This window comes from Gemmobacter lanyuensis, from assembly GCF_014652355.1.
Taxonomy (GTDB): domain Bacteria; phylum Pseudomonadota; class Alphaproteobacteria; order Rhodobacterales; family Rhodobacteraceae; genus Gemmobacter; species Gemmobacter lanyuensis.
In genome coordinates, this window is the sequence record NZ_BMYQ01000005.1 from 70318 (window position 1) to 95876 (window position 25559).

General features: G+C 64.9%; 23 protein-coding genes. 13 read left to right on the forward strand and 10 right to left on the reverse strand.

What is annotated here, in order from left to right; translation table 11 throughout:
- Positions 1 to 57 precede the first annotated feature (57 nt).
- The 9 genes from IE101_RS09980 (at position 58) to IE101_RS10020 (ending at position 10369) form a co-directional block, all read left to right on the forward strand.
- Positions 58 to 831: an N-formylglutamate amidohydrolase gene (locus tag IE101_RS09980; RefSeq protein ID WP_189633688.1), complete on the forward strand. Its 774-nt coding sequence runs from the start codon at positions 58 to 60 to the stop codon at positions 829 to 831.
- A gap of 2 nt (positions 832 to 833) precedes the next feature.
- Positions 834 to 1391: a TRAP transporter small permease subunit gene (locus IE101_RS09985; protein ID WP_189633689.1), complete on the forward strand. Its 558-nt coding sequence runs from the start codon at positions 834 to 836 to the stop codon at positions 1389 to 1391.
- A complete protein-coding gene (locus IE101_RS09990; RefSeq protein WP_189633690.1) occupies positions 1391 to 2734 on the forward strand; it encodes a TRAP transporter large permease in 1344 nt (447 codons plus the stop codon). Before IE101_RS09985 ends, IE101_RS09990 begins: the two co-directional genes overlap by 1 nt.
- A gap of 56 nt (positions 2735 to 2790) precedes the next feature.
- Positions 2791 to 3825, forward strand: coding sequence for a TRAP transporter substrate-binding protein (locus IE101_RS09995; RefSeq protein WP_189633691.1), 1035 nt, complete (start codon positions 2791 to 2793; stop codon positions 3823 to 3825).
- Between the two features lie 210 nt (positions 3826 to 4035).
- Positions 4036 to 5400, forward strand: a complete 1365-nt coding sequence (locus IE101_RS10000) for a glutamine synthetase family protein (RefSeq protein WP_189633692.1) — start codon at positions 4036 to 4038, stop codon at positions 5398 to 5400.
- A gap of 55 nt (positions 5401 to 5455) precedes the next feature.
- Positions 5456 to 6841 carry an aldehyde dehydrogenase family protein gene (locus tag IE101_RS10005; RefSeq protein ID WP_189633693.1) on the forward strand — a complete coding sequence of 462 codons (1386 nt, stop codon included), beginning with the start codon at positions 5456 to 5458 and terminating at the stop codon, positions 6839 to 6841.
- Positions 6838 to 8001, forward strand: coding sequence for an iron-containing alcohol dehydrogenase (locus tag IE101_RS10010; RefSeq protein WP_189633694.1), 1164 nt, complete (start codon positions 6838 to 6840; stop codon positions 7999 to 8001). The genes IE101_RS10005 and IE101_RS10010 overlap by 4 nt, the downstream gene beginning before the upstream one ends.
- Positions 8002 to 8049: 48 nt before the next feature.
- A complete protein-coding gene (locus IE101_RS10015; protein WP_189633695.1) occupies positions 8050 to 9291 on the forward strand; it encodes an NAD(P)/FAD-dependent oxidoreductase in 1242 nt (413 codons plus the stop codon).
- A gap of 73 nt (positions 9292 to 9364) precedes the next feature.
- Positions 9365 to 10369 (forward strand): NAD-dependent epimerase/dehydratase family protein, encoded by a 1005-nt coding sequence (locus IE101_RS10020; protein WP_189633696.1) that lies wholly within the window; start codon positions 9365 to 9367, stop codon positions 10367 to 10369.
- Positions 10370 to 10401: 32 nt separating this feature from the next.
- On the opposite strand, the gene IE101_RS10025 is transcribed toward IE101_RS10020, so the two are convergent.
- The gene (locus IE101_RS10025) at positions 10402 to 11388 is read right to left on the reverse strand and encodes a 2-hydroxyacid dehydrogenase (protein WP_189633697.1); all 987 of its coding nucleotides are present in this window, start codon (positions 11386 to 11388) and stop codon (positions 10402 to 10404) included.
- A 163-nt stretch (positions 11389 to 11551) separates the two neighbouring features.
- Here IE101_RS10025 and IE101_RS10030 point away from each other — a divergent pair, with 163 nt between their 5' ends.
- The 3 genes from IE101_RS10030 to IE101_RS10040 are packed head-to-tail and all read left to right on the forward strand — an operon-like array spanning position 11552 to position 13703.
- A complete protein-coding gene (locus IE101_RS10030) occupies positions 11552 to 12145 on the forward strand; it encodes an SH3 domain-containing protein (protein WP_229804102.1) in 594 nt (197 codons plus the stop codon).
- 48 nt (positions 12146 to 12193) lie between these two features.
- Entirely contained in the window at positions 12194 to 13087 is an 894-nt protein-coding gene (locus tag IE101_RS10035; RefSeq protein ID WP_189633698.1) for a cation diffusion facilitator family transporter, read from the forward strand.
- A gap of 4 nt (positions 13088 to 13091) precedes the next feature.
- Entirely contained in the window at positions 13092 to 13703 is a 612-nt protein-coding gene (locus IE101_RS10040) for a flavin reductase family protein (protein WP_189633699.1), read from the forward strand.
- Here IE101_RS10040 and IE101_RS10045 read toward each other — a convergent pair whose 3' ends face one another.
- The 7 genes from IE101_RS10045 to bcoG all read right to left on the reverse strand — a co-directional run bounded on the left by IE101_RS10045 (position 13704) and on the right by bcoG (position 21524).
- The gene (locus tag IE101_RS10045) at positions 13704 to 14171 is read right to left on the reverse strand and encodes an OsmC family protein (RefSeq protein ID WP_189633700.1); all 468 of its coding nucleotides are present in this window, start codon (positions 14169 to 14171) and stop codon (positions 13704 to 13706) included.
- Between the two features lie 150 nt (positions 14172 to 14321).
- Positions 14322 to 15125 (reverse strand): carnitinyl-CoA dehydratase, encoded by an 804-nt coding sequence (locus IE101_RS10050; RefSeq protein ID WP_189633701.1) that lies wholly within the window; start codon positions 15123 to 15125, stop codon positions 14322 to 14324.
- On the reverse strand, positions 15122 to 17110 hold the full coding sequence (locus IE101_RS10055) for an acetate--CoA ligase family protein (RefSeq protein WP_189633702.1): 1989 nt from the start codon (positions 17108 to 17110) through the stop codon (positions 15122 to 15124). The genes IE101_RS10050 and IE101_RS10055 overlap by 4 nt, the downstream gene beginning before the upstream one ends.
- Before the next feature lie 267 nt (positions 17111 to 17377).
- Entirely contained in the window at positions 17378 to 18541 is a 1164-nt protein-coding gene (locus tag IE101_RS10060; RefSeq protein ID WP_189633703.1) for an acyl-CoA dehydrogenase family protein, read from the reverse strand.
- Position 18542: 1 nt separating this feature from the next.
- Positions 18543 to 20000 (reverse strand): carnitine 3-dehydrogenase, encoded by a 1458-nt coding sequence (locus tag IE101_RS10065; RefSeq protein WP_189633704.1) that lies wholly within the window; start codon positions 19998 to 20000, stop codon positions 18543 to 18545.
- Positions 20001 to 20003: 3 nt separating this feature from the next.
- On the reverse strand, positions 20004 to 20522 hold the full coding sequence (locus IE101_RS19760; protein ID WP_229804103.1) for a hypothetical protein: 519 nt from the start codon (positions 20520 to 20522) through the stop codon (positions 20004 to 20006).
- Between the two features lie 87 nt (positions 20523 to 20609).
- Positions 20610 to 21524, reverse strand: a complete 915-nt coding sequence (gene bcoG / locus IE101_RS10075) for a 3-dehydrocarnitine:acetyl-CoA trimethylamine transferase BcoG (RefSeq protein ID WP_189633705.1) — start codon at positions 21522 to 21524, stop codon at positions 20610 to 20612.
- Between the two features lie 72 nt (positions 21525 to 21596).
- Between bcoG and IE101_RS10080 the strand changes: the two genes are divergently transcribed.
- The gene (locus IE101_RS10080) at positions 21597 to 22568 is read left to right on the forward strand and encodes a GlxA family transcriptional regulator (RefSeq protein ID WP_189633706.1); all 972 of its coding nucleotides are present in this window, start codon (positions 21597 to 21599) and stop codon (positions 22566 to 22568) included.
- Between the two features lie 69 nt (positions 22569 to 22637).
- On the opposite strand, the gene IE101_RS10085 is transcribed toward IE101_RS10080, so the two are convergent.
- Both IE101_RS10085 and IE101_RS10090 read right to left on the reverse strand, forming a co-directional pair.
- The gene (locus tag IE101_RS10085) at positions 22638 to 24656 is read right to left on the reverse strand and encodes a M3 family metallopeptidase (RefSeq protein WP_189633707.1); all 2019 of its coding nucleotides are present in this window, start codon (positions 24654 to 24656) and stop codon (positions 22638 to 22640) included.
- Between the two features lie 115 nt (positions 24657 to 24771).
- Positions 24772 to 25554: an amino acid ABC transporter permease gene (locus IE101_RS10090; protein WP_189633708.1), complete on the reverse strand. Its 783-nt coding sequence runs from the start codon at positions 25552 to 25554 to the stop codon at positions 24772 to 24774.
- Positions 25555 to 25559 lie beyond the last annotated feature (5 nt).

A 25559-nucleotide genomic window follows, 5' to 3' on the forward strand; every position in this document is an offset into this window, starting at 1 on the left:
GACAGGTTCACCCATGGCGGGTGACGCTTGCCATCACAACAGGGATGAATCGCAGCAATGACTGCACTGAATACCGACAACATGGGGCGCTTCGCCCCCGTGGTGGAAGGGTGTGACCGCAAGGGAGATGTGATCCTCGTTTGCGATCACGCCTCGAACACCTTTCCACAGCCTTGGGGCAGTCTGGGGCTGACCGAGGATCAATGCCGCGCGCACATCGCCTGGGATCCGGGCGCCCTTGGCCTGATGCGGGGTCTGGCCGCACGGCTCGATTGCGCCTGTGTGGCCGCGACGGTCAGCCGCCTGATCTATGATTGCAACCGCGCCCCAGACATGCCCGGCGCCATGCCGACCCGATCCGAGGTGCATGATGTGCCCGGCAATGCCGCGATTTCCCCGTCAGAACGTCTGGCGCGGACGCGGGCGGTCTATCTGCCCTTCCAGACCGCGCTGCATGACCTGATCGCTGAACGCGTCGCCCTGGGCCGTCGTCCGGCGATCATCACCATCCACAGCTTCACCCCGGTCTATTTCGGCCAGCCGCGGCAGGTGGAATTCGGGGTGATCCATGATGCCGACCCGCGCCTTGCCCAGGCCATCCTGGCCGAGGCCGAGGCGCGCACCCCCCTGACCTGCGGGCTGAACGCACCCTATTCGGCCGCCGATGACGTGACCCACACCCTGCGGCTGCAGGCCACGCCCTATGGGCTGCCTAACGCGATGCTGGAGATTCGCAACGATCTGATCGCAACCCCCGAGGCGGAAGACCGCATGGCCGCGCAGCTTGCGCCCGCCATCGCCGCCGCGCTGGCCCGAGTGCAGGAGAGCTGAAGATGCCGCGTTGGAGCATCGCCTTCGTCCGACTGGTGGACCGCCTGAATTACGGCATCGGGCGGATGGCCATGTATCTGCTGTTCGCGCTGATGGCGATCCTGATGTGGTCGACCTTTTCCAAGCTGGTGCTGACGCCCTCGCTCTGGACGCTGGAAATGGCGCAGTTCGTGATGGTGGCCTATTACATTCTGGGCGGTCCCTATTCGATGCAGATGGGCGCCCATGTCCGGATGGACCTGATGTATGCCCGTTGGGACATCCGCAAACAGGCCTGGACCGATGCCTTCACCGTCTTCGCCCTGATCATCTATCTGGGGATCATGCTCTGGGGCGCCTTTGACAGCTTCAGCTATTCGCTGGGCGTGAAATGGGGCGAACCCGGGCTGTTCGGGCTGAGCTGGCCCGAAATCGGACGGCTGGAGCGCAGCCCGACGGCTTGGCGGCCCTATCTCTGGCCGATCAAGGCGATCCTCTGCCTCGGGTTTTTCCTGATGCTTCTGCAATCCATCACTTACCTGATCCGAGACATCGCCACCATCCGCGGGGAGGAGATCTGATGCCCTATGAAATGATTGCCGGGCTGATGTTCTCGACCATGCTGCTGATGATGATCACCGGGCAGCGGGTTTTTGGCGTGATCGGCTTTGTCGGTGTGGTGGCGGCCGTCGCGCTTTGGGGCGCGGGCGGTCAGGCGATGGGCTTTTCCGCGTCGATGAAGCTGATGAAATGGTATCCCATGCTGACGCTGCCGATGTTCGTCTTCATGGGCTATGTGATGAGCGAGACGCGTCTCGCACAGGACCTGTACCGCATGTTCCACGTCTGGTTCGGGCCGGTGCCGGGGGGCTTGGCCATCGGGACGATCCTGCTCATGGTGCTGATTTCGGCGATGAACGGGCTTTCTGTCGCGGGTATGGCGATCGGATCGACCATTGCCCTGCCCGAGCTGCTGCGCCGCGGCTATGACAAACAGATGGTGTCGGGAGTCATTCAGGCGGGCTCGTCGCTCGGGATTCTGATCCCGCCCTCGGTGGTGCTGGTGCTTTATGCCATGATCGCGCGGGCGCCGGTCAGCCAGCTGTGGCTGGCAGGGATCATCCCGGGGCTGGTGATGGCGGCGGTATTCATTCTCTACATTGCCATCCGCTGCAGCCTGAACCCGTCACTGGGGCCTGCGCTTTCGGTGCAGGAACGCGCCCAGATCACCTGGGGAGAACGTCTGCGCCTGCTGCGCGCCGGGCTTTTGCCGCTGATCATCTTTGCCGCGATGATGGGGCCGTTCGTCTATGGCATCACCTCGCTGGTCGAGGCGTCGGTCATCGGGGTGATTGCGACGGTCGCGGCGGCAGTGCTGAAAGGCCGCTTCACCCGGGACGTCTTTGAAACCGCCACGCGGAACACGCTGGGCATTTCCTGCATGTTCATGTGGATCATCCTGGCCGCCCTGTCCTTTGGTGCGGTGTTCGACGGGCTGGGCGCGGTGAAGGCGATCGAGGGGCTGTTCGTGGATCAGCTGCACCTGAACCCGTGGACGATTCTGATCCTGATGCAGCTTTCTTTCCTGGTGATGGGGATGTTCCTTGACGATACCGCCATGCTGGTGATCGTCGCCCCGCTTTACGTGCCCTTGGTGGCGCGTCTCGATCTGGGTCTGCCGCCGGATCAGGTGCTGATCTGGTATGGCGTGCTTTACACGATCACCTGCCAGATCGCCTATCTGACGCCACCCTTCGGCTACAACCTCTTCCTGATGCGCGCCTTTGCGCCTCCGGAAATCACCATGGCCGACATCTACCGGTCCGTCACGCCCTTCGTGATCCTGATGGCCGCGACGCTGGTTCTGGTGATGGTCTTCCCACAGCTGGCGCTTTGGTTGCCCAGCACCATGCAAGTCAAATGATCCAACGAGGGGTGGCACGAACCACCCCCGCAAATCAGATGCAACGGAGGTTCAAGATGACGACAAGACGCAAGTTTCTGACGACCGGCGCACTGGGGGGCGCGGCCGCCCTTGCCGCCCCCGCCGTCGTGCGCGCGCAAGCCCCGATCAAGTGGCGCATGCAGACCTATGCCGGTGCCGCCCTGGGCGAACATGTGGTGAAGCCCGCCGTCGAAGCCTTCAACACCATCGCCAATGGGCAGATGGAGATCGAGCTGTTCTACGCCGACCAGCTGGTCCCGACGGCCGAGCTGTTTCAGGCGATGCAGGCGGGAACCATCGATTGCGTGCAATCCGATGATGACAGCATGGCCTCGCCCACCGAAGTCACCGTCTTTGGCGGCTATTTCCCGCTGGGCCTGCGCTACAGCCTCGATGTGCCGGCGCTGTTCAACAAATACGGGCTGAAGCAGGTCTGGGAAGAGGAATATGCCGCCGTCGGGGTCAAGCATATCTCGGCCGGGTCGTGGGACCCGTGCAACTTCTCGACCAAGAAGCCGCTGAACAGCCTGAAGGATCTGGAGGGGCTGCGCGTCTTCACCTTCCCCACGGCGGGGCGGTTCCTGACGCAGTTCGGCGTGGTGCCGGTCACGCTGCCCTGGGAGGATGTCGAGGTCGCCCTGCAGACCGGCGAGCTGGACGGGCTGGCCTGGTCGGGTATCACCGAGGTCTATACCGTGGGTTGGGCCAATGTGACCGACTACTTCCTGACCAACAATATCTCGGGCGCCTGGATCGGCCACTTCTTCGCCAATATGGACCGCTGGAACGAGGTGCCGCCGCATTTGCAGAAGATGCTCGAAACCTGTTTCGAACAATCGCACTACTATCGCCAGCACTGGTATTGGGCGGGCGAGGCCGATCTGCGGATCAACGGCGGCAAGCTGAAGCTGACCACCATCCCAGACGAGGAATGGAAAACCGTCGAGGATGCGGCCGTGAAGTTCTGGGATGAAATCGCCGCCGAGGGCGAAGTGAAGGCCAAGGTGGTCGAGATCATCAAGAAGTACAACGCGGCCATGGTCCAGGCGGGTCCGCCCTACCGCTACTGACGCAAGGCGGGGGTGCCAGACCGTTGCGCGCCCCCGCACCACAAGATATGATCAAATTGTGGCCGCCCCTTGCGGCCGATGGAATGAGGAAGATGGCTGTCACTCTGCGCCCCTGTTGCTGGCCCAGAAAGCCCGAGTTCGGCGGCGGTGGCGCTCTGCGCCCTGCCGCCTGAACCCTTCCCTTTTCCCGTTCGGAACAAAGAGGCCGACATGCCCGCAAACCTGACCCTTGATGCCCTGAAAGCTGCCGTTGCCGCAGGCGAGATCGACACCGTTGCCGCCTGCCTGGTCGACATGCAAGGCCGCCTGATGGGCAAGCGTTTCCACGCGCAACACTTCCTCGACAGCGCCCATGATGAAACGCATTGCTGCAATTACCTGCTTGCCACCGACATGGAGATGAACACCGTGCCTGGCTATGCCAGCACCTCCTGGGCGGCAGGCTACGGCGATTATGTGATGAAGCCCGATCTTTCGACCCTGCGCCGCCTGCCCTGGGTGCCGGGAACGGCGCTGGTCATGTGCGACGTTCTGGACCATCACACCCACCAGCCCGTACCCCATGCGCCGCGCAGCGTGCTGAAGCGGCAGGTCGAACGCGCCCAGGCGATGGGCTTTGACGTGATGATGGCCACCGAGCTGGAGTTCTTCCTGTTCGATGAAAGCTATGCCGATCTGTTCGACAGCGGCTATCGCACGCTGACGCCCAAGGCGCGGCACAATGTCGATTATTCCATCTGGGGCACCTCGCGCGATGAACCGATCATGCGCGACATCCGCAACAAGCTCTGGGATGCCGGGATTCCGATCGAATGTTCCAAGGGCGAGGCGGATGCCGGGCAGGAAGAGGTGAATGCCCGATATTCCGACGCGATGGATACTTCGGACATGCACAGCATCATCAAGCTGGGCGTGAAGCAGATCGCCGAAAGCCATGGCGCCAGCGTCACCTTCATGGCGAAATACGATCACCGCCGCGCAGGGTCCTCCAGCCATATCCACCAGTCGCTCTGGCAAGATGGCAAGCCTGCCTTCCTCGATCCCGCCGACAGCCACGGGATGAGCGCGGTGATGAAGCATTACATGGCAGGCCAGCTTGCCCATGCCGAAGAGATCACCTGCTTCCTTGCCCCCTACGTCAACAGCTACAAACGCTTCGTCGTGGGCATGTTCGCCCCCACCAAGGCGGTCTGGAGCTGCGACAACCGCACCGCGGGCTTCCGCGTCTGCGGCGAGGGCACCAAGGCGGTGCGGGTGGAATGTCGCATCGGCGGCGCCGATCTGAACCCCTATCTTGCCTGCGCGGCCTTGCTGGCCGCCGGTCTCGATGGCATCGAGAAGAAGATGGAGCTGGAACCCGAAATGCGTGGCGACATGTATGCCGCGACCGGCGCGCGCGAGATCCCCAAAACGCTGGGCGCGGCAGCAGCGGCGCTGAACGGGTCGGCCATGCTGCGCGCGGCCTTTGGCGATGCAGTGGTGGACCACTATGTCCACGCGGCGGAATGGGAGATTTCCGAACAGAACCGCGTCGTCACCGATTGGGAACGCGCCCGCGGATTTGACCGGGCATAAGGCCCGGAAACATGGATTGGTGGGGGGTGGCCCCCGCCCTGCAAGGACGAAGACGATGAAACCCATTCAACTCATCTCGCCGGTCGATGGTTCGGTCTGGCTGGAACGCACCCCGCTGTCGCAGGACGCAGCCTTTGCCGCCGCCGCCCGCGCCAAGGCCGCGCAAAAGGGCTGGGCCGCCCGCCCGCTGGACGAACGGATCGCGCTGGTCAAGGCCGGTGTCGCCAAGCTGATGGAGATCAAGGAAACCCTGGTCGAGGAACTCGCCTGGCAAATGGGCCGCCCGACGCGCTTTGGCGGCGAATGGGGCGGGGTGAATGACCGCACCAACTATATGGCCGATATTGCCGCCGAAACCCTTGCCCCCAAGGTGGTCGAGGACAGCGACCGCTTCACCCGCTACCTTGCCCGGGAAGCGGTAGGCGTGGTCTTCATCATCGCGCCCTGGAATTATCCCTATCTGACCACCATCAACACGCTGGCCCCCGCGCTGATCGCCGGGAACAGCGTGATCCTGAAACATGCAAGCCAGACGCTCAAGGTCGGGGAACGCCTGGCCGAGGCCTTCCATGCCGCGGGCGTGCCTGAAGACGTGTTCCAGAATGTCGTGCTGGATCATGCCACGACCGAGGCGCTGATCGGCGCGCGGGCCTTCAACTTCATCAACTTCACCGGGTCGGTCGGCGGGGGTGCCGCCATTGAAAAAGCCGCTGCCGGCACCTTCACTGGCACCGGGCTGGAACTGGGCGGCAAGGACCCCGGCTATGTCCGCGCCGATGCCGATCTGGACGCCGCCGTGGACAGCCTGATGGACGGCGCGATGTATAACGCGGGCCAGTGCTGCTGCGGGATCGAGCGGATCTATGTGCATGAAAGCCTTTATGACGCCTTCGTTGAAAAGGCGGTGGCCTGGGTCAATGCGCTGAAGCTCGGCAATCCGTTTGACGCGGCCAGCACACTTGGCCCGATGGCGAACAAGCGCTTTGCCGCGGTGGTCCGTGCGCAGATCGCCGAGGCCGTGGCCGCAGGCGCCAAACCGCTGATAGATCCGGCCAATTTCCCGGCCGATGACGGCGGCGCCTATCTTGCGCCGCAGATCCTGGTGAATGTCGATCACTCCATGCGGGTGATGATGGAGGAAAGCTTTGGCCCCGTCGTCGGCATCATGAAAGTGTCGGGTGATGATGAGGCGATCCGCCTGATGAACGACAGCCCCTATGGCCTGACCTGCTCGATCTGGACCGCCGACCCCGAGGCCGCCGCCCAGATCGGCGCGCAGATCGAAACCGGGACCGTGTTCATGAACCGCTGCGACTATCTTGACCCTGCCCTCTGCTGGACGGGCTGCAAGGATACCGGCCGGGGGGGATCGCTGTCCTACCTTGGTTTCCATTCGGTCACCCGGCCGAAATCCTACCATCTGAAAAAGGTGACGAAATGACCGCGCATAACGTTCCGAACCGGAACTGGTCTTACCCCACGGCGATCAAATTCGGCGTGGGCCGCATTGCCGAACTGGCCGAACACTGCCTCGCCTCGGGTATCCGCAAGCCGCTGCTGGTGACGGACAAGGCGCTGGCCGCCCTGCCGATCACCGCCGATGCGCGCGGCATCCTGAAGGCGGCAGGCCTGGGCGATGCCGTCTTTTCCGAGGTGGACCCGAACCCCAACGAAAAGAACATGGAGGCCGGGATCGAGGTCTACCTTGCGGGCGGCCATGATGGCGTCGTCTGCTTTGGTGGCGGCTCGGCGCTGGATCTGGGCAAGATGATCGCGCTGATGGCGCATCAGCCTGGCAATCTGAGCGTCTGGGATCTGGAGGACATCGGCGATTGGTATACCCGCGCCGATGCCAGCAAGATCGCCCCGATCATCGCCGTGCCGACCACCGCTGGCACCGGGTCGGAGGTGGGCCGCGCGGGTGTGCTGACCAACAGCACCACGCATAAGAAGAAGATCATCTTCCACCCCAAGCTGATGCCCAGCGTCACCATCTGCGACCCGGCGCTGACAGTGGGGATGCCGGGCTTCATCACCGCGGGCACCGGGATGGACGCGCTCGCCCATTGCCTTGAGGCCTATTGCAGCCCCTTCTACCACCCGATGAGCCAGGGGATCGCACTGGAAGGCATGCGCCTCGTGTTCGAAAATCTGGTCGAAGTCTATGAGAACCCCGGCAATCTGGATGCGCGCGCCCATATGATGAGCGCGGCCGCCATGGGGGCCGTGGCTTTCCAGAAGGGCTTGGGTGCGATCCACAGCCTCAGCCATCCGGTAGGTGCGGTCTACAACACCCATCACGGCACCACCAATGCGGTGGTCATGCCCATGGTGCTGGATTTCAACCGCGCTGCCATTGAAGACCGGATCGAAAAGGCCGCCGCCTATCTGGGCATTGCCGGGGGCTTTGACGGGTTCCGCGCCGCCGTGATGGACCTGCGCGCCAAGCTGAACATCCCCGCCAATCTGACCGCGATGGGCGTTGAGGCAGCGCGTCTGGATGAGCTGACCGAGATGGCGCTGGAAGATCCGTCCTGCGGGGGCAACCCGGTCGAGATGACGCAGGCGAACACCCGTGCGCTGTTCGCGGCCTGCATGTAAACCAAGAATCGGGGGCCGCTGTGGCCCCCGATCCTGCCGGACGTTGCGATGACCGAACACCATACGACTGAGATTGCCGTGATCGGTGCGGGCGCCATCGGCATGGCCGTGGCGCTGCGTCTGGCGGCCGAGGGGCGGCAGGTGACAATCCTTGATCCCGCCGAGCCGGGGATGGGCGCGTCCTACGGCAACGCAGGCACCATTGCCGATTATGCGGTGCAGCCCGTTGGCACGCCCGATGTGCTGAAAAACCTGCCCTCGCTGCTGTTTGACCGCAATTCGCCGCTGGCGATCCGGCAGGCGGCGCTGCCTTCACTGATGCCCTGGCTTTTGCGCTTTGCCCGGCAGAGCCTTCCGGGCGCGGCGGTCCGCAATGCCCGCGCGATTGCCGCCCTTCTGGCCCCCGCCACCGCCGCCTGGGAAGAATTCGCCGCCGAGATCGGCGGGACCGACCTGATGCAGCGGCGCGGTTGCCTCTATGTCTATGAAAGCGCCCGGGCCTTTCAGGCCGCCGGGCGGGATATGGCCTTCCGCCGGGAACTGGGGATCTCGGTCGAGCTGCTGCGCCCGGATGAGCTGGCACAGATGGAGCCGGGCCTGCCGGCGGTGGAGGGCGGCGCGGCCTATTTCCCGCGCGCGGTCTTCCTGTCTGATCCCGGCGCGATGATGCGGCGTTGTGCAGCCGCGATGGCGCGGGCAGGGGTGGTCCATCTGGCCTACGGCGTGACACAGCTGACGCGGCAATTCGATGGGGTGGTGCTGGAAGCGCCGGGCCTGCGGCTACATGCGCGCAAGGTGGTGATCGCGGCGGGCGCGCATAGCCGGGCACTGGCGGCGCAGGCGGGGGATGCCGTGCCGCTGGATACCGAGCGTGGCTATCATGTCGAATGGGATATGGAGATGCCGCGGCTGACCCGCCCCTCCTGCCCCACGACGCGGGGGTTCTATCTCTGCCCGATGACTGGACGGCTGCGGGTTGCGGGAACGGTGGAACTGGGCGGGTTGACCGCGCCACCGTCGGCCCATCGGATTGCGCGGCTGGTGGAGGGGGCAAGGGCGATCTTTCCTGACCTTGGGGAGCCCACGCGCAGCTGGATGGGCTTTCGCCCGTCGATGCCCGACAGCCTGCCTGTCATTTCACCCTCGGGCAGCGGTGAGGTGATCCATGCCTATGGCCATGGGCATATCGGCTTGACATTGGCCCCGATAACGGCACGCCTCGTGGCGGCAGTGATTGCGGGGAAGGCCCCGGAGATCGACCTTGCGCCCTATCGGGTGACGCGGTTCTGATCCGGCCCGAGGCCGGGGGTTTCACACCCCCGGACCCCCGTGGGATATTTGGACAACGGGAAGAGGTAAGAGTTTGGCGCGTCGGGCATTTGTCACGGGTTCGGCCGGATTTATCGGGTTTCATCTGTCGCAACGGTTGTTGGCGGCAGGCTGGGAGGTGCTGGGGCTGGATGGCATCAGCGACTATTATGATGTGACGCTGAAGCGGCGGCGGCATGAGATTCTGGCGGCGGAGCCGGGGTTCCGTGGGGTTGAAGGGCTGCTGGAGACGCCGGGCCTTGTACGCGGGCTGGTCGAGACGTTCCGGCCCGATGCCATCATCCATCTCGCGGCGCAGGCCGGGGTGCGCCATTCCATCGACGCGCCGCGGTCTTATGTCGATTCGAACCTGATCGGGACCTTTGAAATTCTGGAGGCCGCGCGGGCGGTGCCGCCGCAGCATATGCTGCTGGCCTCGACCTCGAGTGCCTATGGGGCGAATGAGGTGATGCCCTATGCCGAGGTGCATAAGGCCGATCATCAGATGAGCTTTTACGCGGCGACGAAGAAGGCGACCGAGTCGATGGCGCATAGCTATGCCCATCTCTACGGGCTGCCCACGACGATGTTCCGCTTCTTCACCGTCTATGGCCCCTGGGGGCGGCCGGATATGGCGCTGTTCAAATTCGTGAAGGCGATTTTGTACGGCGAGGCGATCGACGTCTACAACCAAGGCGATATGCGGCGGGATTTCACCTATATCGACGACCTGGTCGAGGGGATCGTCCGCCTGATCGATGCGGCGCCGGGAACGGCACCGGTGGGGGAGTTCGACAGCCTGTCGCCCGTAGCACCTTGGCGCGTGGTGAATATCGGCAATGGGGCGCCGGTGCAGCTTTTGGATTTCGTGGCGGCGATCGAGGCGGCCACGGGACAGGCCGCGCAGAAAAACCTTCTGCCGATGCAGCCCGGCGATGTGCCTGCGACCTGGGCCGATGCCACGCTGATCGAGGCGTTGATCGGCGCCCTGCCCCGCACGGATATCCGCACCGGGGTGCAGCGGTTCGTGGATTGGTACCGGACCTATTACCGGGCGTGAGGGATGGGGGGCGGTGACGCCCCCCTTGCCCCTTAAAGCATCCCCGGCACGACCTGATCCGGCGGGCGATGGCCATCAGCGAAGGTCTTGATATTGATCAGGACCTTTTCGCCCATTTCGATCCGCCCTTCCACCGTGGCCGAGCCCATATGCGGCAGCAGCACCACATTCGGCAGCTCGCGCAGGCGGGGGTTCACCTCATGCCCGTGTTCATAGACATCGAGGCCGGCCCCCGCGATTTCACCGGCGCGCAGGCCCCGCGTCAGGGCGTTTTCATCGATGACCTCGCCGCGCGAGGTGTTGATCACCACGGCCGAGGGCTTCAGCAGCTTCAGCCGCCGCGCATTCAGCAGGTGGAAGGTTGACGGCGTATGCGGACAGTTGACCGAAATGATGTCCATCCGCGCGATCATCTGATCGAGGCTTTCCCAATAGGTCGCCTCGAATTCGGCCTCAAGCTCGGGGCGCAGGCGGCGGCGGTTATGATAGTGGATCTGCATCCCGAAGGCGCGGGCGCGGCGGGCCACGGCCTGACCGATCCGCCCCATGCCAAGGATGCCCAGACGGCGGCCACCGATCCTGCCACCCAGATGATCCATCGGCGCCCAGCCCGACCAGCGCCCGGCCTGCATTTCCGCCATGCCTTCGGGCACGCGGCGGACCACGCCCAGAATCAGCGCGATGACCATATCGGCGGTATCATCGGCGCCCACGCCGGGCGTGTTCGACACAAGGATGCCCCGCGACCGGGCGGTCGCCACATCGATATGATCGACCCCCGCGCCGTAATTGGCGATCAGCTTGAGCTGCGGTCCCGCCTGTCCCAGCAGGCCCGCGTCGATGTGATCGGTCACGCAGGGGACCAGAACGTCACAGCGGCGCACGGCATCGGCCAGTTCGTCCCGCGTCATCTTGATGTCGGGGTCACGCAGTTCGACATCGAACAGCTCTTTCATCCGGGTCTCGACGACCTCGGGCAGGCGGCGGGTCACAATCACGTTGAGGCGCGCTGCGGGCATGGCTTCCCTCCTGAACTTTCCGACCCGGTCTCTTCCAAATCGGAGCACTTGCTGGCAAAGTGCCCCCTTGAGGGGCGAGGCACAAGACCCCACGCAACATTGTTGCGCGTAAACTTGCACCGCGCGGGTCTTTCTTACGATCGCGGCGGCTGAGGACGGATTGATGGGCATGACTTTCGGGCAATTCCTGCGCTGGCAGGTGATGATCGTGGCGTTTGCGGCCGGGGCCGCCCCCGCACAGACCGAACCACCCATCAGCGCCGAGGAAACCGGCGGGACGCAGGCCGTACCAGCCCCCGGAACGACAACCGCCGCGCCGCGCGATCCGTCACGCGGGCAGGTCACAAACCTGCCGCTGCCGCGGTATGTCACGCTCAAGACGGATGAGGGCAATGCCCGACGCGGACCGGGGCTGACGCATCGAATCGACTGGGTGTTCAAACGGGCCGGAATGCCGCTGAAGGTGACGGCCGAATATGAAAACTGGCGGCGGATCGAGGATCAGGAAGGTCTGGGCGGCTGGGTGCATTATTCGCTGCTTTCTGGGGTGCGGTCTGTGCTGATCCAGGCCGAACTGGCCGATTTCCGCAGCGCCCCCGACACCGCCGCAGAGGTCGTACTGCGCGCCGAACGCGGCGTGATCGCCAAGATCGTCGAATGCAATCCGGATTGGTGCCGTCTGTCGGTGGACGGGGAAAAAGGCTGGGTGTCAAAAGCGGCGCTCTGGGGTGTAGAATCGGGCGAGATCATCGAGTAACCCGCCCGCTTGGGACCTGAGTCACCCAGGACATGACGGAGCAGTCACATGGCACTTGACGGACAGGCGGGCATGAAGCTCTCGGCCGGACTGGCCTCGGTCGCGGTGGCCGGAACGCTGGTCGCGCTCAAGCTCTGGGCGTTGGCGCAGACGGGTGCGTTATCGATTGCGGCCTCGCTGGCCGATAGCGCGATGGACCTGCTCATGAGCCTCGCGGCGATGGCGGCGCTGATTTACGCCGCGAAACCCGCCGATGATGACCACAATTTCGGCCATACCTCGGTTGAGGACCTGGCCGCGCTGGCGCAGGCGCTGATCGTGGCGATTTCCGGCGCGGTGATTGGCTGGGCGGCGCTGATGCGCCTCATTTTCCCGCAGCCCGAGGCGTTGCAGTCAGAAGGTACAGGCATCATCGTGATGGTGCTGTCGATGGTGCTGACGCTGCTGCTCGTCTGGTGGCAAGGCCGGGTCGCGCGCCGCACCGGCAGCCGCGTGGTCGCGGCGGACCGGTTGCATTACATCGGGGATCTGGTCCCTGCGCTTGGGGCGGTCGTGTCCCTCTGGGCCTCGCGCGCCTTCGGGATCGGGCAGATCGACAGCATCGTCGCGCTGGCGGCGGCGGGGGTGCTGATCTTCGGGGCAATCCGCATCTTCAAGGGGGCCTGGGACGCGCTGATGGACCGGCAGGCCGACCCCGAGGTCATCAGCGGGATCGAAACGCTGGCCCGCCACTGGCCGGGGGTGCGGGGGTTCCATGATCTGAAAACCCGCACGGCGGGCAGCCGCGTCTTCGTCCACCTGCATATCGAGCTGGACGGTGATCTGACCCTGCGTGAGGCGCATGACATCGGCGCCGGGCTGCGGCGGACCATCCTGCTTGCCTATCCACAAACCGATGTCATCATTCACAAGGATGTTGCGCGTCCGGCGCAGGAAGGCTGATCCCATGATTTTCGATCTGTCGCAAACCCAGCCCGGTGTGGCCTACAAGCTGCTGGCCGCGACCGTGGTGCCGCGCCCGATTGCCTGGGTCAGCACGCGCAATGCCGACGGGGTGCTGAATGCCGCCCCTTTCAGCTTTTTCAACGTAATGGGGGATGAGCCCCCGACGCTGGCCATCGGCATCAATCCTGGCCGCCGCGGGCTGAAAGATACCGCGCGCAATATCATCGATACGGGTGAATTCGTCGTCAATCTGGTGTCGGACGCGCTGGCCGAGGCGATGAACACCACCGCCATCGACGCCCCCCCGGGGGTCAGCGAATTCGGGCTGGCCGGGCTGACGCCGGTGGAGAGCACGCAAGTCTCGGTCCCGCGCATCGCGCAAAGCCCGGCCAGCTTCGAATGCGTGAACCATTCCGCCATCTTTACCGGGCCACAGCAGCTTTTGGTGATCGGGCGGATTTTGGCCGTGCATATCGAAGACCGCTTCGTTTTGAACGCCGAACGGGGCCATGTCGATACCCCCGCGCTTGGCCTGTTGGGCCGCGGCTTCGGCACGACCTATATCCGCAGCCACGACACGTTCGAGATGGTCCGCCCGAAATGGCAGGGCTGATCAGCCCGCCACCACAAAGCGCGGCGCGTGATGCACCGGAAAGTTCACCGACCGCGCAATGAAGCAGACAGCCGGAATGCGGTGATGCAGCGCCTCGGCCAGCGCGAGATCCGTGCCGGCTGCGACATGGATCACCGGGCGCAGCGTTGCCTCAAGAAACCGGCCTGCCCCGCCCGCGCCGACCTCACCCTTGCCGATGGGCGCATCCTCATAGGCGGTGACGACGATGCCCGCTTCGCTCGCATAATGCAGATACCACAGCATGTGACAGGCCGAGAGCGCCGAAAGGAGCAGATCCTCAGGGTTCATCTTGGTCGGGTCGCCGCCCAGCAGCGGGTCATTGGAACAGGGGATGGGCGCCTTGCCCGGCACCGCCACGTCCCAAGTGCGGTCATAGGCGCGGTAATGCGCCGTCCCCTGCCCGCGATTGCCGGTCCAGACGATCCGGCTGGTATAGTCATGCGCCATGGAAACCCCTTTTGCCATCCGGCATCAGGTTAACCACGAGGCAGCATGGGGTGCAAACCCTTGTCGAAATCAAACATTCGGGCAGGGACGTGCGGCAGGATCTTTGGCCCGCCGCAGGAAATGCCATATCATATCCCGACAATCCGCGCTTCAGCGCCCCTTCCAGACCGGATCCCGCTTTTCGGCAAAGGCGCGGGCGCCTTCCAGCTGATCCTCGCTGGAATAGAGGCGGTCCACCGTCGGCATCTGCCGCTTGGTGATGCGGTTGAGGGCATCCTGAAACCGCAGCGCCTCGGCCTCGCGCACGACCTCCTTGATCGCGGCATAGACCAGCGGCGGCCCGCTTTCGAGGAGCCGCGCCAGATCCCACGCCTTCGGCAGCAGGTCTTCTGTGGTCGTGATTTCCTTCAGAATGCCCCAGCGCAGCGCCTCTTCCGCGTCGAACCACCGCCCGGTCAGCAGCAGGTCCATCGCCACATGATAAGGGATGCGCTTGGGCAGTTTGATCGAGGCCGCATCCGCCACTGTCCCGGACCGGATTTCAGGCAGGGCAAAGGTCGCGTTGTGCGAGGCAAGGATCAAATCGCAGGAAAGTGCAAGCTCTAGCCCCCCACCACAGCAGATTCCGTTGACCGCGCAGATCACCGGTTTGTTGAGATTTGGCAACTCTTGCAGCCCGCCAAAGCCCCCGACGCCATAGTCGCCATCCACTGCATCGCCCGCCGCAGCGGCCTTGAGATCCCAGCCGGGGCAAAAGAACTTCTCCCCCTCGGCCCGCAGGATCGCCACGCGCAGACTGTCGTCGTCGCGGAAGGCGCGGAAGGCCAGCCCCATGATGCGGCTGGTGGCAAGGTCGATCGCATTGGCCTTGGGGCGGTCCAGCGTCACCTCAAGGACGCCTCCCTCGCGCCGGGTGCGGATCGGGCCTTCGGTCAGCATGGTCATCTCGGTCATTCGGCTCTCCGTATCAGGGCATCCACGGCCACGGCGCCTTCGGCGCGCAGCATCACGGGGTTGATCTCGATTTCTTCCAGCGTCGGGTCCGCGGCCATTGCCTGACCCAGCCGCACCGCAAGGGCGGCAAAGGCCGCCACATCCGCGACGGGCCGCCCGCGATAGCCCGACAGCAGCGGCCAAAGCCGCAACCGCCGCAGCGCGGCCAGCACCTCATCCTCGGCAACCGGCCAGACAAGCGTCACGGTATCAGCCAGAACCTCGGCCGTAACACCGCCCATCCCCAGCGTCAGGGTCAGACCATAGACCGGGTCGCGCCGCAGACCCAAAAGCATCTCGGCCACCACGCCCGTGACCATCTCCTCCAGCAGATAGCCGGTGGCGCCGGGCATCTCGGCCTGGCCGTCCAGGGTTGCAAGGCCCAAACGCACCGCCCCCGCCTCGGTCTTATGGGCAAAGCCCAGACCCTTGAGCGCAAAGGGCGCCGTCAGCCCATCGGGGTTGAGCGCGGCAAGGCTTGTCGCCGTGACCGCCCGCGGCACCGGCACCCCCTGCGCAGCCAAAAGGGCCTTGCCTTCGGCCTCATCCAGCAATCGGCTGTCGCGCGCCGGCAGCGCGGGCAGTGGCCGCCACCCCGGCGCCACATCCGCCCGTTGCGCCGCCTTGATCGCCTGAAGCGCAGTCCCGAGCCCCATCAGCGGCACAAGCCCCCGGGCCATGAAGGCTTCGGCCAGCGCCTCATCGAAATTCTCGGGCAGCGAGGCGACAGGAAATGCGGGCCGCCCGGTCATCTCCTGCGCGGCCGCGATCGCCTCCAGCGCGGGGCCATAGCTGGCCGGATCGCACCGGTCCGGGCGCGGCGGGTCGATGATGAAAATCCCGGCATCATAGGCCGAAAGCATGGTCGCAAAGACATCCGTCGTCCGGGGCCCGTCCCCCCAGATGAAAGTGTGATAATCCAAGGGATTGGCGATGGTGACGATGGGCCCCAGAATCTCGCCCAGCCGGGTGCGCTGCGCCTCGGGCACGGGCGGAAAGTCAATCCCCACCGGCGCAGCCAGATCCGCCACCAGCCCAGCTTCCCCGCCCGAACAAGAGAGCGAACAGATACGCGGCCCAAGTTTCGGCCCGTGCTGGTGAAAGATCTTCAACGTTTCAAGAAGCACCTCTGGCGTCTCGACCTCGGCAATTCCAGCCTGACGCAAAAAGGCGCTCGACGCAGCCCCTCCACCTGCGAGAGAGGCGGTATGGGAGGCCGCCGCTGCCCGAGACAGCTCCGTCTTGCCCGATTTGATGCAGACAATCCCCTTGCCAGCAGCCCGCGCCGCTTCCGCCAAAGCCGCAAATCCCGGGGCATCATCGATCCCCTCGATATAGAGCCCCAGCGCCGTCACCCGCTCATCCGCAAGCAGCGCGGCGGCCAGCTCAGCAAGCCCGACCTGCGCCGCATTGCCCAGACAGGCGACATAGGCAACCGGCAACCCGCGCGCCTGCATGGTGAGATTGATGACGATGTTGGAGGACTGGCTGATCAGCGCCACCCCCCGCTCAATCCGCTTGCCCCCATGCTGGTCCGGCCAAAGCAAGGCGCCGTCAAGGTAGTTGATCACACCATAACAATTCGGACCCAGGATCGGCATGCCTCCGGCGGCTGAAACAAGCTCGGCCTGCAGCCCCGCTTCACCCGCTTCCTCCCAGCCGCTCGCAAAACAGATCGCCCCGCCCGCCCCCATCGCGGCCAGTTTCCGGACAACCTCCACCGTTGCGAAGCGGTTCACACCGATGAACACCGCATCAGGGGGGGCGGGCAGGTCACCGACACTCGGATAGGCCGGCAATCCGCCGACCGTTGCACGCTTGGGGTGAACGGGCCAGATCGGACCGTGGAACCCCATCTTGCCGCATTGCTCAATGACATTCTCGGCCCAGCCTGAACCCAGCACCGCGATAGACCGCGGACGCAAGAGCCGCTCAATCCCGCTCATGACCGCACCGCGGGTGCCAAACCGCGGACGGGGGCGCTGCCCCCGAACCCCCGGGATATTTCAGGACAGAAAATGGAAGCAGCCCGCCCACATCTGACAGACGGGCTGCCATTTCCTGTCACGGTCATCGGCGTCCCCGCCTGTACCGTGAATTCAATCTGCTCGACTCGAATTGAGAAAAGGTTAACGCGCACGGGCTTTCCCATTTTCTGTCTGAAAATATCCTCGGGGGGGCGCGGGGGGCAGACAGCCCCCCGTTTGCGACGCCTACGCCCCAAGCGGGCGGAGGAGTTCGCGTGAGATGATATGGCGCTGGATTTCCGAAGTGCCTTCCCAGATGCGTTCGACACGCGCATCGCGCCAGATGCGTTCCAGCGGCAGCTCGTCCATCAGGCCCATGCCGCCATGGATCTGGATCGCCTCATCCGCGATCATGGCCAGCACTTCTGTCGCCTTGAGCTTGGCCATGGCCATATCGGCCTCGGTCACCGTGCCTTGGTCGAATTTCCAGGCGGCTTCCCATGTCAGAAGTTCGGCGGCTTTCAGCTCCATCGCCATATCGGCGAGCTTGAAGCTGATGCCCTGGAACTTGCCGATCTGCTGGCCGAACTGACGGCGATCCGCGGCATAATGGATCGCGTGCTGCAGGGCGCGGTCGGCGCGGCCGAGGCAGGTGGAGGCGACCTGAAGGCGCGTGGCGCCGAGCCAGGTATTGGCCACCTCGAAGCCCTTGTGGGGCTCACCCAGAACAGCGCTGGCGGGGAGGCGGACATTGTCGAAGTCCAGCACCGAATTGGTGTAGCCACGGTGGCTCACGTTACGATACCCATCACGGACGACAAAGCCGGGTGTGCCTTTGTCGACGAAGAAGGCGGTAATCAGCTTCTTCTTGCCGCGCGGGGTGTCTTCCTCACCCGATGCCATGAAGACGATGGCGAAATCGGCCAGATCGGCGTGGCTGATGAAATGCTTGGTGCCGTTCAGCACCCAGTCATCGCCCTCGCGCCGGGCGCTGGCGGTCATGCCACGCAGATCCGACCCTGCCCCCGGCTCGGTCATGGCGAGGCAATCCCATTTTTCACCCCGGATGCAGGGGAACAGATATTTCTCGCGCTGCTCCGCGGTTCCGGCGAGCAGGATGTTCGAGGGCCGCGCCACGCAGGTCCAGTGCAGGGCATAGTTCGCCCGGCCCAGTTCGCGTTCGTAAAGCAGCCAGCTCAAGGTATCGAGACCGGCGCCCCCCACCTCTTCCGGCATATTCGCGGCATAAAGCCCGGCCTCTATGGCCTTGGCCTGCAGCTCGCGGATCAGATCGGGGCGCAGATGGCCGGTGCGTTCCACTTCGGCCTCATGCGGATAAAGCTCATTTTCCACAAAGGCGCGGGTGGTCTCGATGATCATCCGCTGTTCTTCGGTCAGTCCGAACTGCATCTTACTGCTTCCTCTGCCCGACGTGGCGGCCGACCGAGGCGGGGCGCGGCAGGGCCTTGTGCGCCTCGGCAATGGGGTTCAGGCGGGCCAGAACCTCGGGCGCGGCAGGGCACGCCTTGCCGGCCTTCATATCCACATGCAGCAGCATCTGTTCGACCGTGGCGACGGTGTCATCGCCCTTCTGGATGCGGATGAACACGTGCAGGCGCTTTTCATCCGAGGACAGCACCTGCAGCGTGCCGGTCAGCCGGTCGCCCAGCTTGGCCTCATCCAGATGCATGATATGGGTTTCGGCGGTATAGTAGCTGTGCCCGGCCGCGACATAATCCATCCCCGCCCCGATCAGCCGCAGGAAGGCATCCGAGGTTTCCGAGGCGGCGAACAGATAGCGGCTTTCGGTCATATGGCCGTTGTAATCGATCCAGCCCGGCAGCACCTGCATCTGCGCCATGACCAGCGGCGCCCCGGCGGGTTCGCCTGTATGGAAAGCGGTCGCGCGGCGGGCGTCATGGTCGCGCAGCACCTTGCCCGCGCCCCAGTTGCGATCTTTCAGCGCACGCAGGAAGCCGATGAGGTTGCTGTCGCGGATCCGTTCCAGCTCGCGGATGCTGTGGTGGCCCGATTGCGCGTCCGATTGACCGGCGATCAGATCAACCAGCTCATCGTTGAATTCCGGCACATCGGTCAGTTTCGTCCAGGGCCATTGCAGGCAGGGGCCGAACTGCGCCATGAAATGCTTCATGCCCGCCTCGCCGCCCGCGACGCGATAGGTTTCAAACAGCCCCATCTGCCCCCAGCGCAGGCCAAAGCCCATGCGGATCGCCTCGTCGATTTCTTCGGTGGTGGCGATGCCGTCCTTGACCAGCCACAGCGCCTCGCGCCAGACAGCCTCGAGGAAGCGGTCGGCGATATGGGCGTCGATCTCCTTGCGGATATGCAGGGGGAACATGCCGATTTCGCGCAGGATCTCTTTCGCGGCCTCGATCTTGTCGGCAGGGTTCTTTTCGCTGGGCACGACCTCGGCCAGCGGCAGAAGATAGACCGGGTTGAACGGATGGGCCACGAAGATCGAGCCGGGGTTGGCGGCCTGCTGCTGCAGTTCCGACGGTTTGAACCCGCTGGTCGACGATCCAAGCAGCGTATCGGGGGCCACCTGCTGGATCTGCGCAAAGACGCGGTGCTTCAGATCCAGACGTTCCGAGACGGATTCCTGGATGTATTCCGCACCTTCTACAGCTTCGGTGATGGTGGCGGCAAAGGTCAGGCGGCCTTCGGCAGGCATCGGCACATCGGACAGGGCCGGCAGGCTGGCACGGGCATTGGCCAGAACCTCGCCGATCTTGCGTTCGGCCTGCGGATCGGGGTCAAAGACCGCGACATCCCAGCCATTCAGCAGGAACCGCGCGGCCCAGCCGCCCCCGATGACGCCACCGCCGATGATTGCTGCCTTGCGGCCCATATCCTACGCTCCCAGTATCACATAGATCAGCGCCACGACGACAAGGATCACCGCCGCCAGCGTCTGAAGGTTGACGTTCGCGCCCCCCTGCCCGAACCGGCCCGGAGGCTTGCCTGTTGTGCCGGGGGCGGGCTTGCGGCCCGAACCCTGCTTTTCCTCTGCCGCGCGGCGCACCGCCTCGGAGGCAGCGCGGCTGCGGGCGGCCTCGAAGCTTTGCGCCAATGCGCGCGCCGTCTCAGAGATCTCGACCTGTGTCTGGCCTGCCTCGGCAGCCCGCGCGGCCGAGGCCGCCGCGGGGTTCGGCAGGTCCAGCTTCGCCGTCAGATCGGCGATGGTCAGCTGTCCCTGCCGCATCGCCAGATAATCGGCCTCTGTCACCTTGACCTGCACCCAGCGCCCCGTCGGACCCGCCAGCAAGACCCGCAGCACCGGGCCATCCAGCCCCGCCTGCAGTGACCACCCCCGCCCCGCCAGATCCGGCCTTTGTGCCGGGTCTGCGTGATGTGCCCCTTCGACCCGCATGGGTCCCTCCTTTTGCCGTCCGTGATCCGTTTTCGATCAGAACGGCAAAGCGGGCTGGAATCATCGGGCCGACGCGGCAAAAAACCGTCAGCGCGGCAAAGGTGCCCGCTTTTCCAGCTTCAGCTTGGCGCGCACCTCGGCCGGGGTCAGAACGCGGGCGCCGAGGTTCGAGATGATCGAAACCGCCCGCTCCACCAGCTGGGCATTGGTCGCCAGAACCCCCTTGTCGAGCCAGAGGTTATCTTCAAGCCCCACGCGCACATTGCCCCCCGCGAGAACCGCCGCTGCCACATAGGGCATCTGGTTGCGCCCGATCGAGAAGGCCGACCAGTTCCAGTCCGACGGGACATTGTTGACCATGGCCATGAAGGTATTCAGGTCATCCGGCGCGCCCCACGGCACCCCCATGCAAAGCTGCACCAGCACCGGGTCGGGGATCGCGCCTTCGCGGACCAGCTCCTTCGCCAGCCACAGATGGCCGGTATCGAACGCCTCGATCTCGATCCGCACCCCCGCCGCGGTCATGCGCCGCGCCATATCGCGCAGCATGCCGGGGGTATTGACCATCACATAATCGGCCTCGTTGAAATTCATCGTGCCGCAATCCAGCGTGCAGATCTCGGGGCGACATTCGACGACATGGGCCACCCGCTCGGTCGCCCCGGCCATATCCGACCGCGGCCCCATGCGGCCCATCTCCTCGGTGCCCTCGAAGTAGATATCCCCCCCCATGCCCGCCGTCAGGTTCAGCACAACATCCGTGGCACTGTCACGGATACGCTCGGTCACTTCGCGGTAGAGCGCGGGGTCCCGTGCCGGTTTGCCGGTTTCGGGGTCACGCACATGGCAGTGCACCACCGCCGCCCCGGCCTTGGCGGCCGCAATCGCGCTTTCCGCAATCTGGGCGGGGCTGCGCGGCACATGGGGCGAACGGTCCTGCGTGCCGCCCGATCCGGTCACGGCGCAGGTGATGAAAACTTCACGGTTCATGGCCAGGGGCATGCATCATCTCCTCATCTTGGCGGTCAGATTAGCGGCCTTGCCTGCCCGCGCATTGCGATTTACGAAAGGGATATGGCAAAATCCGAAACGATCTTCGCTGCATCGCAGCAGCCACTGTCACTGGCCCTGCTCGTGCTGCCGCATTGCTCCATTCTCGAGGTCGCCTCGACACTCGATCCGCTCCGCTCGGCCAACCGCCATCTGGGGCAGGACGCCTACCGCTGGCGCGTCGTCTCGCCCGATGGCGCCCCCGTCCCCCTGACATGCGGGATCGAACTGCCCTCTTCCGGCCCCTTGCGTGCCGCAGAAGGCGCGGATGTGCTGATTGTGATCGCAGGCTACCGCCAGTCCGAAGTGACGACCAAACCCCTGCTGCGTGACCTGCGCCGCATCGCCCCCCGCTTTCGCGCCCTGGGCGGGATTGACGCTGGCGGCTGGGTGCTGGCGCGGGCCGGGCTGCTCAATGGTCACCGCGCCACCGTGCACTGGGAGGATCTGGAGGATTTCGCCACCACATTCCCCGAGATCGAGGTCGTGCCCGACCGCTACACCCTCTCCGGCCCGCGGTTCACCGCAGGGGGCGCAGCACCTGCGGCCGATCTGATGCTGCATCTGATCCGCTCGCGCCACGGCCCGGCCCTTGCGCTCGAGGTCGCGGCGAGCTTCGTGACTACCGCCCGCCCGGCCGAAGAACCACAGATCACCGCCGCCCGCCCCGACCCGCGGCTCGACCCCCGGGTCGCTCGCGCCATCGCGCGGATGGAGGCGCGGCTCGACACCCCCGAAACCGCAGCTGAAACCGCAGCGGCCCTGCGCCTCTCCCCACGCAGGCTGGAACAGCTTTTTCAGGACAACCTCGGCCTCTCTCCCGCCGCCTATGCGCTCGCGCAGCGACTACAGGCAGCCCGGCGCCTCCTGACAGACACCCAACACCCGCTGGCCGAGATCGCCCTCCGTACCGGGTTTTCCAGCGCCTCCACCCTCAGCCGGGCCTTCGCCAAACATTTCGGCGCCCCGCCCAGCACCCTGCGCAAACGTCGCTGATTTCATCTTGGCAAAAATATCCTGGGGGTCCGGGGGTGAAACCCCCGGTCCGCCCGCCACATCCGCGCCTCAGGCTGCGTCCAGCAGCCCGCGGCCCTTCAACAGCGCCTCAACCCCCGGCATCCGCCCGCGGAAGGCAAGATAAAGCTCCTCCGCAGGCCGCGACCCACCGGCCGACAGGATGAACCGCTCCAACCGCGCCGCCGTTTCCGGATCAAACGGGTTCCCCGTCTCGTCGAAGGCGGCAAAGGCATCGGCGTCCATCACCTCCGACCACATGTAGCTGTAATACCCGCTGGAATAGCCATCGCCCGAAAACACATGCGCGAAATGCGGCGTCGCATGGCGCATCCGGATGGCGCGCGGCATGCCGATCGCCTCCAGCACCTCGGCCTGTTTCTGCATCGGATCGGCTGGTGCCGGCCCTTGATGGAACGCCAGATCGACAAGGGCCGAGGCCACGAATTCGACCGTCGCAAAGGCCTGATCATAGGTTCCGGCCGCCAGCAGTCGCTCCAGCATCGCGGGCGGCATGGCCTCGCCCGTCTGCCAATGGCGGGCATGGGTTTCCAGCACCTCGGGCACCTCCAGCCAATGTTCATAAAGCTGGCTCGGCAGTTCGACAAAGTCCCGCGCGACTGAGGTGCCGCTGATGAACCCATAGGTCACGTTCGACAGCATCTGATGCAGCGCATGGCCGAATTCATGGAACAGCGTCCGCGCGTCATCGTAGCTCAGCAGCGCAGGCTCGCCCTTGGCGAAGTTGCAGACATTGACGACAATCGGCGTCGCCCCTGCCCCCAGTTTCTTCTGCGACCGTATCGCCGAACACCAGGCCCCCGACCGTTTCGATCCGCGGGCAAAGTAATCCCCGATGAACACCGCCACATGCTGCCCCGCGCGCCGCACCTCCCAGGCGCGGACATCGGGGTGATACAGCGGCACCTCCAGCGGCGTGAATTCCAACCCGAACAGCCGCCCGGCACAATCGAACTGCGCCGCGATCATCGCCTCCAACCCCAGATAGGGCTTCAGCGCCGCCTCATCGAGGTCATGCTCCGCCTTGCGCCGCTTTTCCGAATAATAGCGCCAGTCCCAGGCCTCCAGCGGGCCGGAAATCCCCTCGGCCGCCATCATCCCCTGCAAGACGGCGGCATCCCCTTCGGCCTTCCGGCGCGCGGGCGCCCAGACTGACATCAGCAGATCCCGCACCGCGGCCGGAGTCTTGGCCATCTCCGGCTCCAATTTGAACGCCGCAAAAGACTCATAGCCCAGAAGCTGCGCGCGCTCGGCCCGCAGCGCCAGGATTTCGGCCGCGATGGCTCGGTTGTCCTGCGCGTTGCCATTGGCCCCCCGCGCGACCCAGGCCTCATAGGCGCGCTGCCGCAGCGCCCGGCGCGGTGAAAACTGCAGGAACGGCACGATGAGCGACCGGTTCAGCGTGATCACCGGCCCTGCGGTGCCCTTCTCGGCGCCCGCGGCCCGGGCGGCGGCGATCACGAAATCGGGCAGGCCCTCCAGATCGGCCTCGGCCAGATCCATGAACCAATCCCGCTCTTCGGCCAGCAGGTTCTGGCTGAACTGCGTCCCCAGCACGGCCAGACGGCTTTTCACCTCCGTCAGCCGCGCGGCCGCCTCCCCTTCCAGCTGCGCGCCCGACCGCACGAACATCTGTCGATAAAGCTCCAGCACCCGCAGTTGCTCGGCCTCCAGCCCCAGCTCTGCGCGCTGCTGCCACAGCGTCTCGATCCGCTGGAACAGCGCCTTGTTGTTGGTGATCTCCGATGAAAACGCGCTCATCCTGGGCGCCAGATCGCGCATCAGCGCCTCGCGCGCGTCGTTGGCATCGGCCCCGGCAAGGTTGTAGAACACCCCCGCCACCCGGTCGAGCGTCCCTTCCGCCAGCTCCAGCGCCTCGATCGTATTGGCAAAATCCGGCGCGGCCGGATCGGCGGCAATGGCCGCAATCGCCGCCCGCGCCTCGGCCAAGCCTACCTCAAAGGCGGGGGCGAAATCATCATCCGTGATCGCGGCAAAGGGCGGCACTTCGAACGGGGTTTCCCAGACGGACAGCAGCGGATTGGTCATCGGCAAATCTCCTTTGCCCGAACCCTAGCAAGCCGGGGGGCGAGGTCCAGCCCCTTCATCTTGGCAAAAATATCCTGGGGGAGTCGCGCGGCACGCGCGGCGGGGGCAAAGCCCCCTACCCGCCCTGACGCGCGCGCAACCGCTGTTCCAGCCGCCGCAGCGCCAAGGACAGACCCACCGTCATGGTCAGATAGACCAGGGCCGCGATGTTATAGGTCTCGAAATAGCGGAAGTTCCCGGCCGCCGTCACCTTGGCCAGCTGCGTGACATCCGCCACCCCCAGCACCGATACCAGACTGGAATCCTTCACCATTGCCACGAAATCATTGCCCAGCGGCGGCAGGATCGTGCGGAAGGCCTGCGGAAAGACGATCAGCCGGAACCGCTGCCAGGGCGACAGGCCAAGCGCCATGGCGGCCTCGATCTGCCCGCGATCAACCGCCGCCAGACCCGCGCGGAACACCTCGGCCAGAAAGGCGGAATAGGCGATGGTCAGCGCAATCACCGCCCGCCACAAAAGCGAGACATCGCGCGCTCGGATTTCCGGCAGGCCAAGCCAGTTCCAGGCCATCACCACCGCCGGGGTGGCAGCAAAGGCGACATAAAGGAGCAGCACGATGATCGGCACCCCGCGCACGACCTCGATGTAAAGCCGCACCGCCTGCCGCAACAGCAACCAGCGTGACCCCGCCGCCACCGCCAGCGCAAGGCCAAGCCCCGCCGCCGCCGTGAAGGCAACCGCCGTCACCAGAAGCGTGACCCAGATCCCCTTGACCAGTTTGGCCATGACCTGGGCATAGACCGGGCTTGACCAGACCTCCCAGAACAGCCAGAGGCCCGTCGCGACCAGCACGACGAGCCACCAGGGAAAGTCAAGTTTTTCAGGGCTTTGGGTCAAGACGA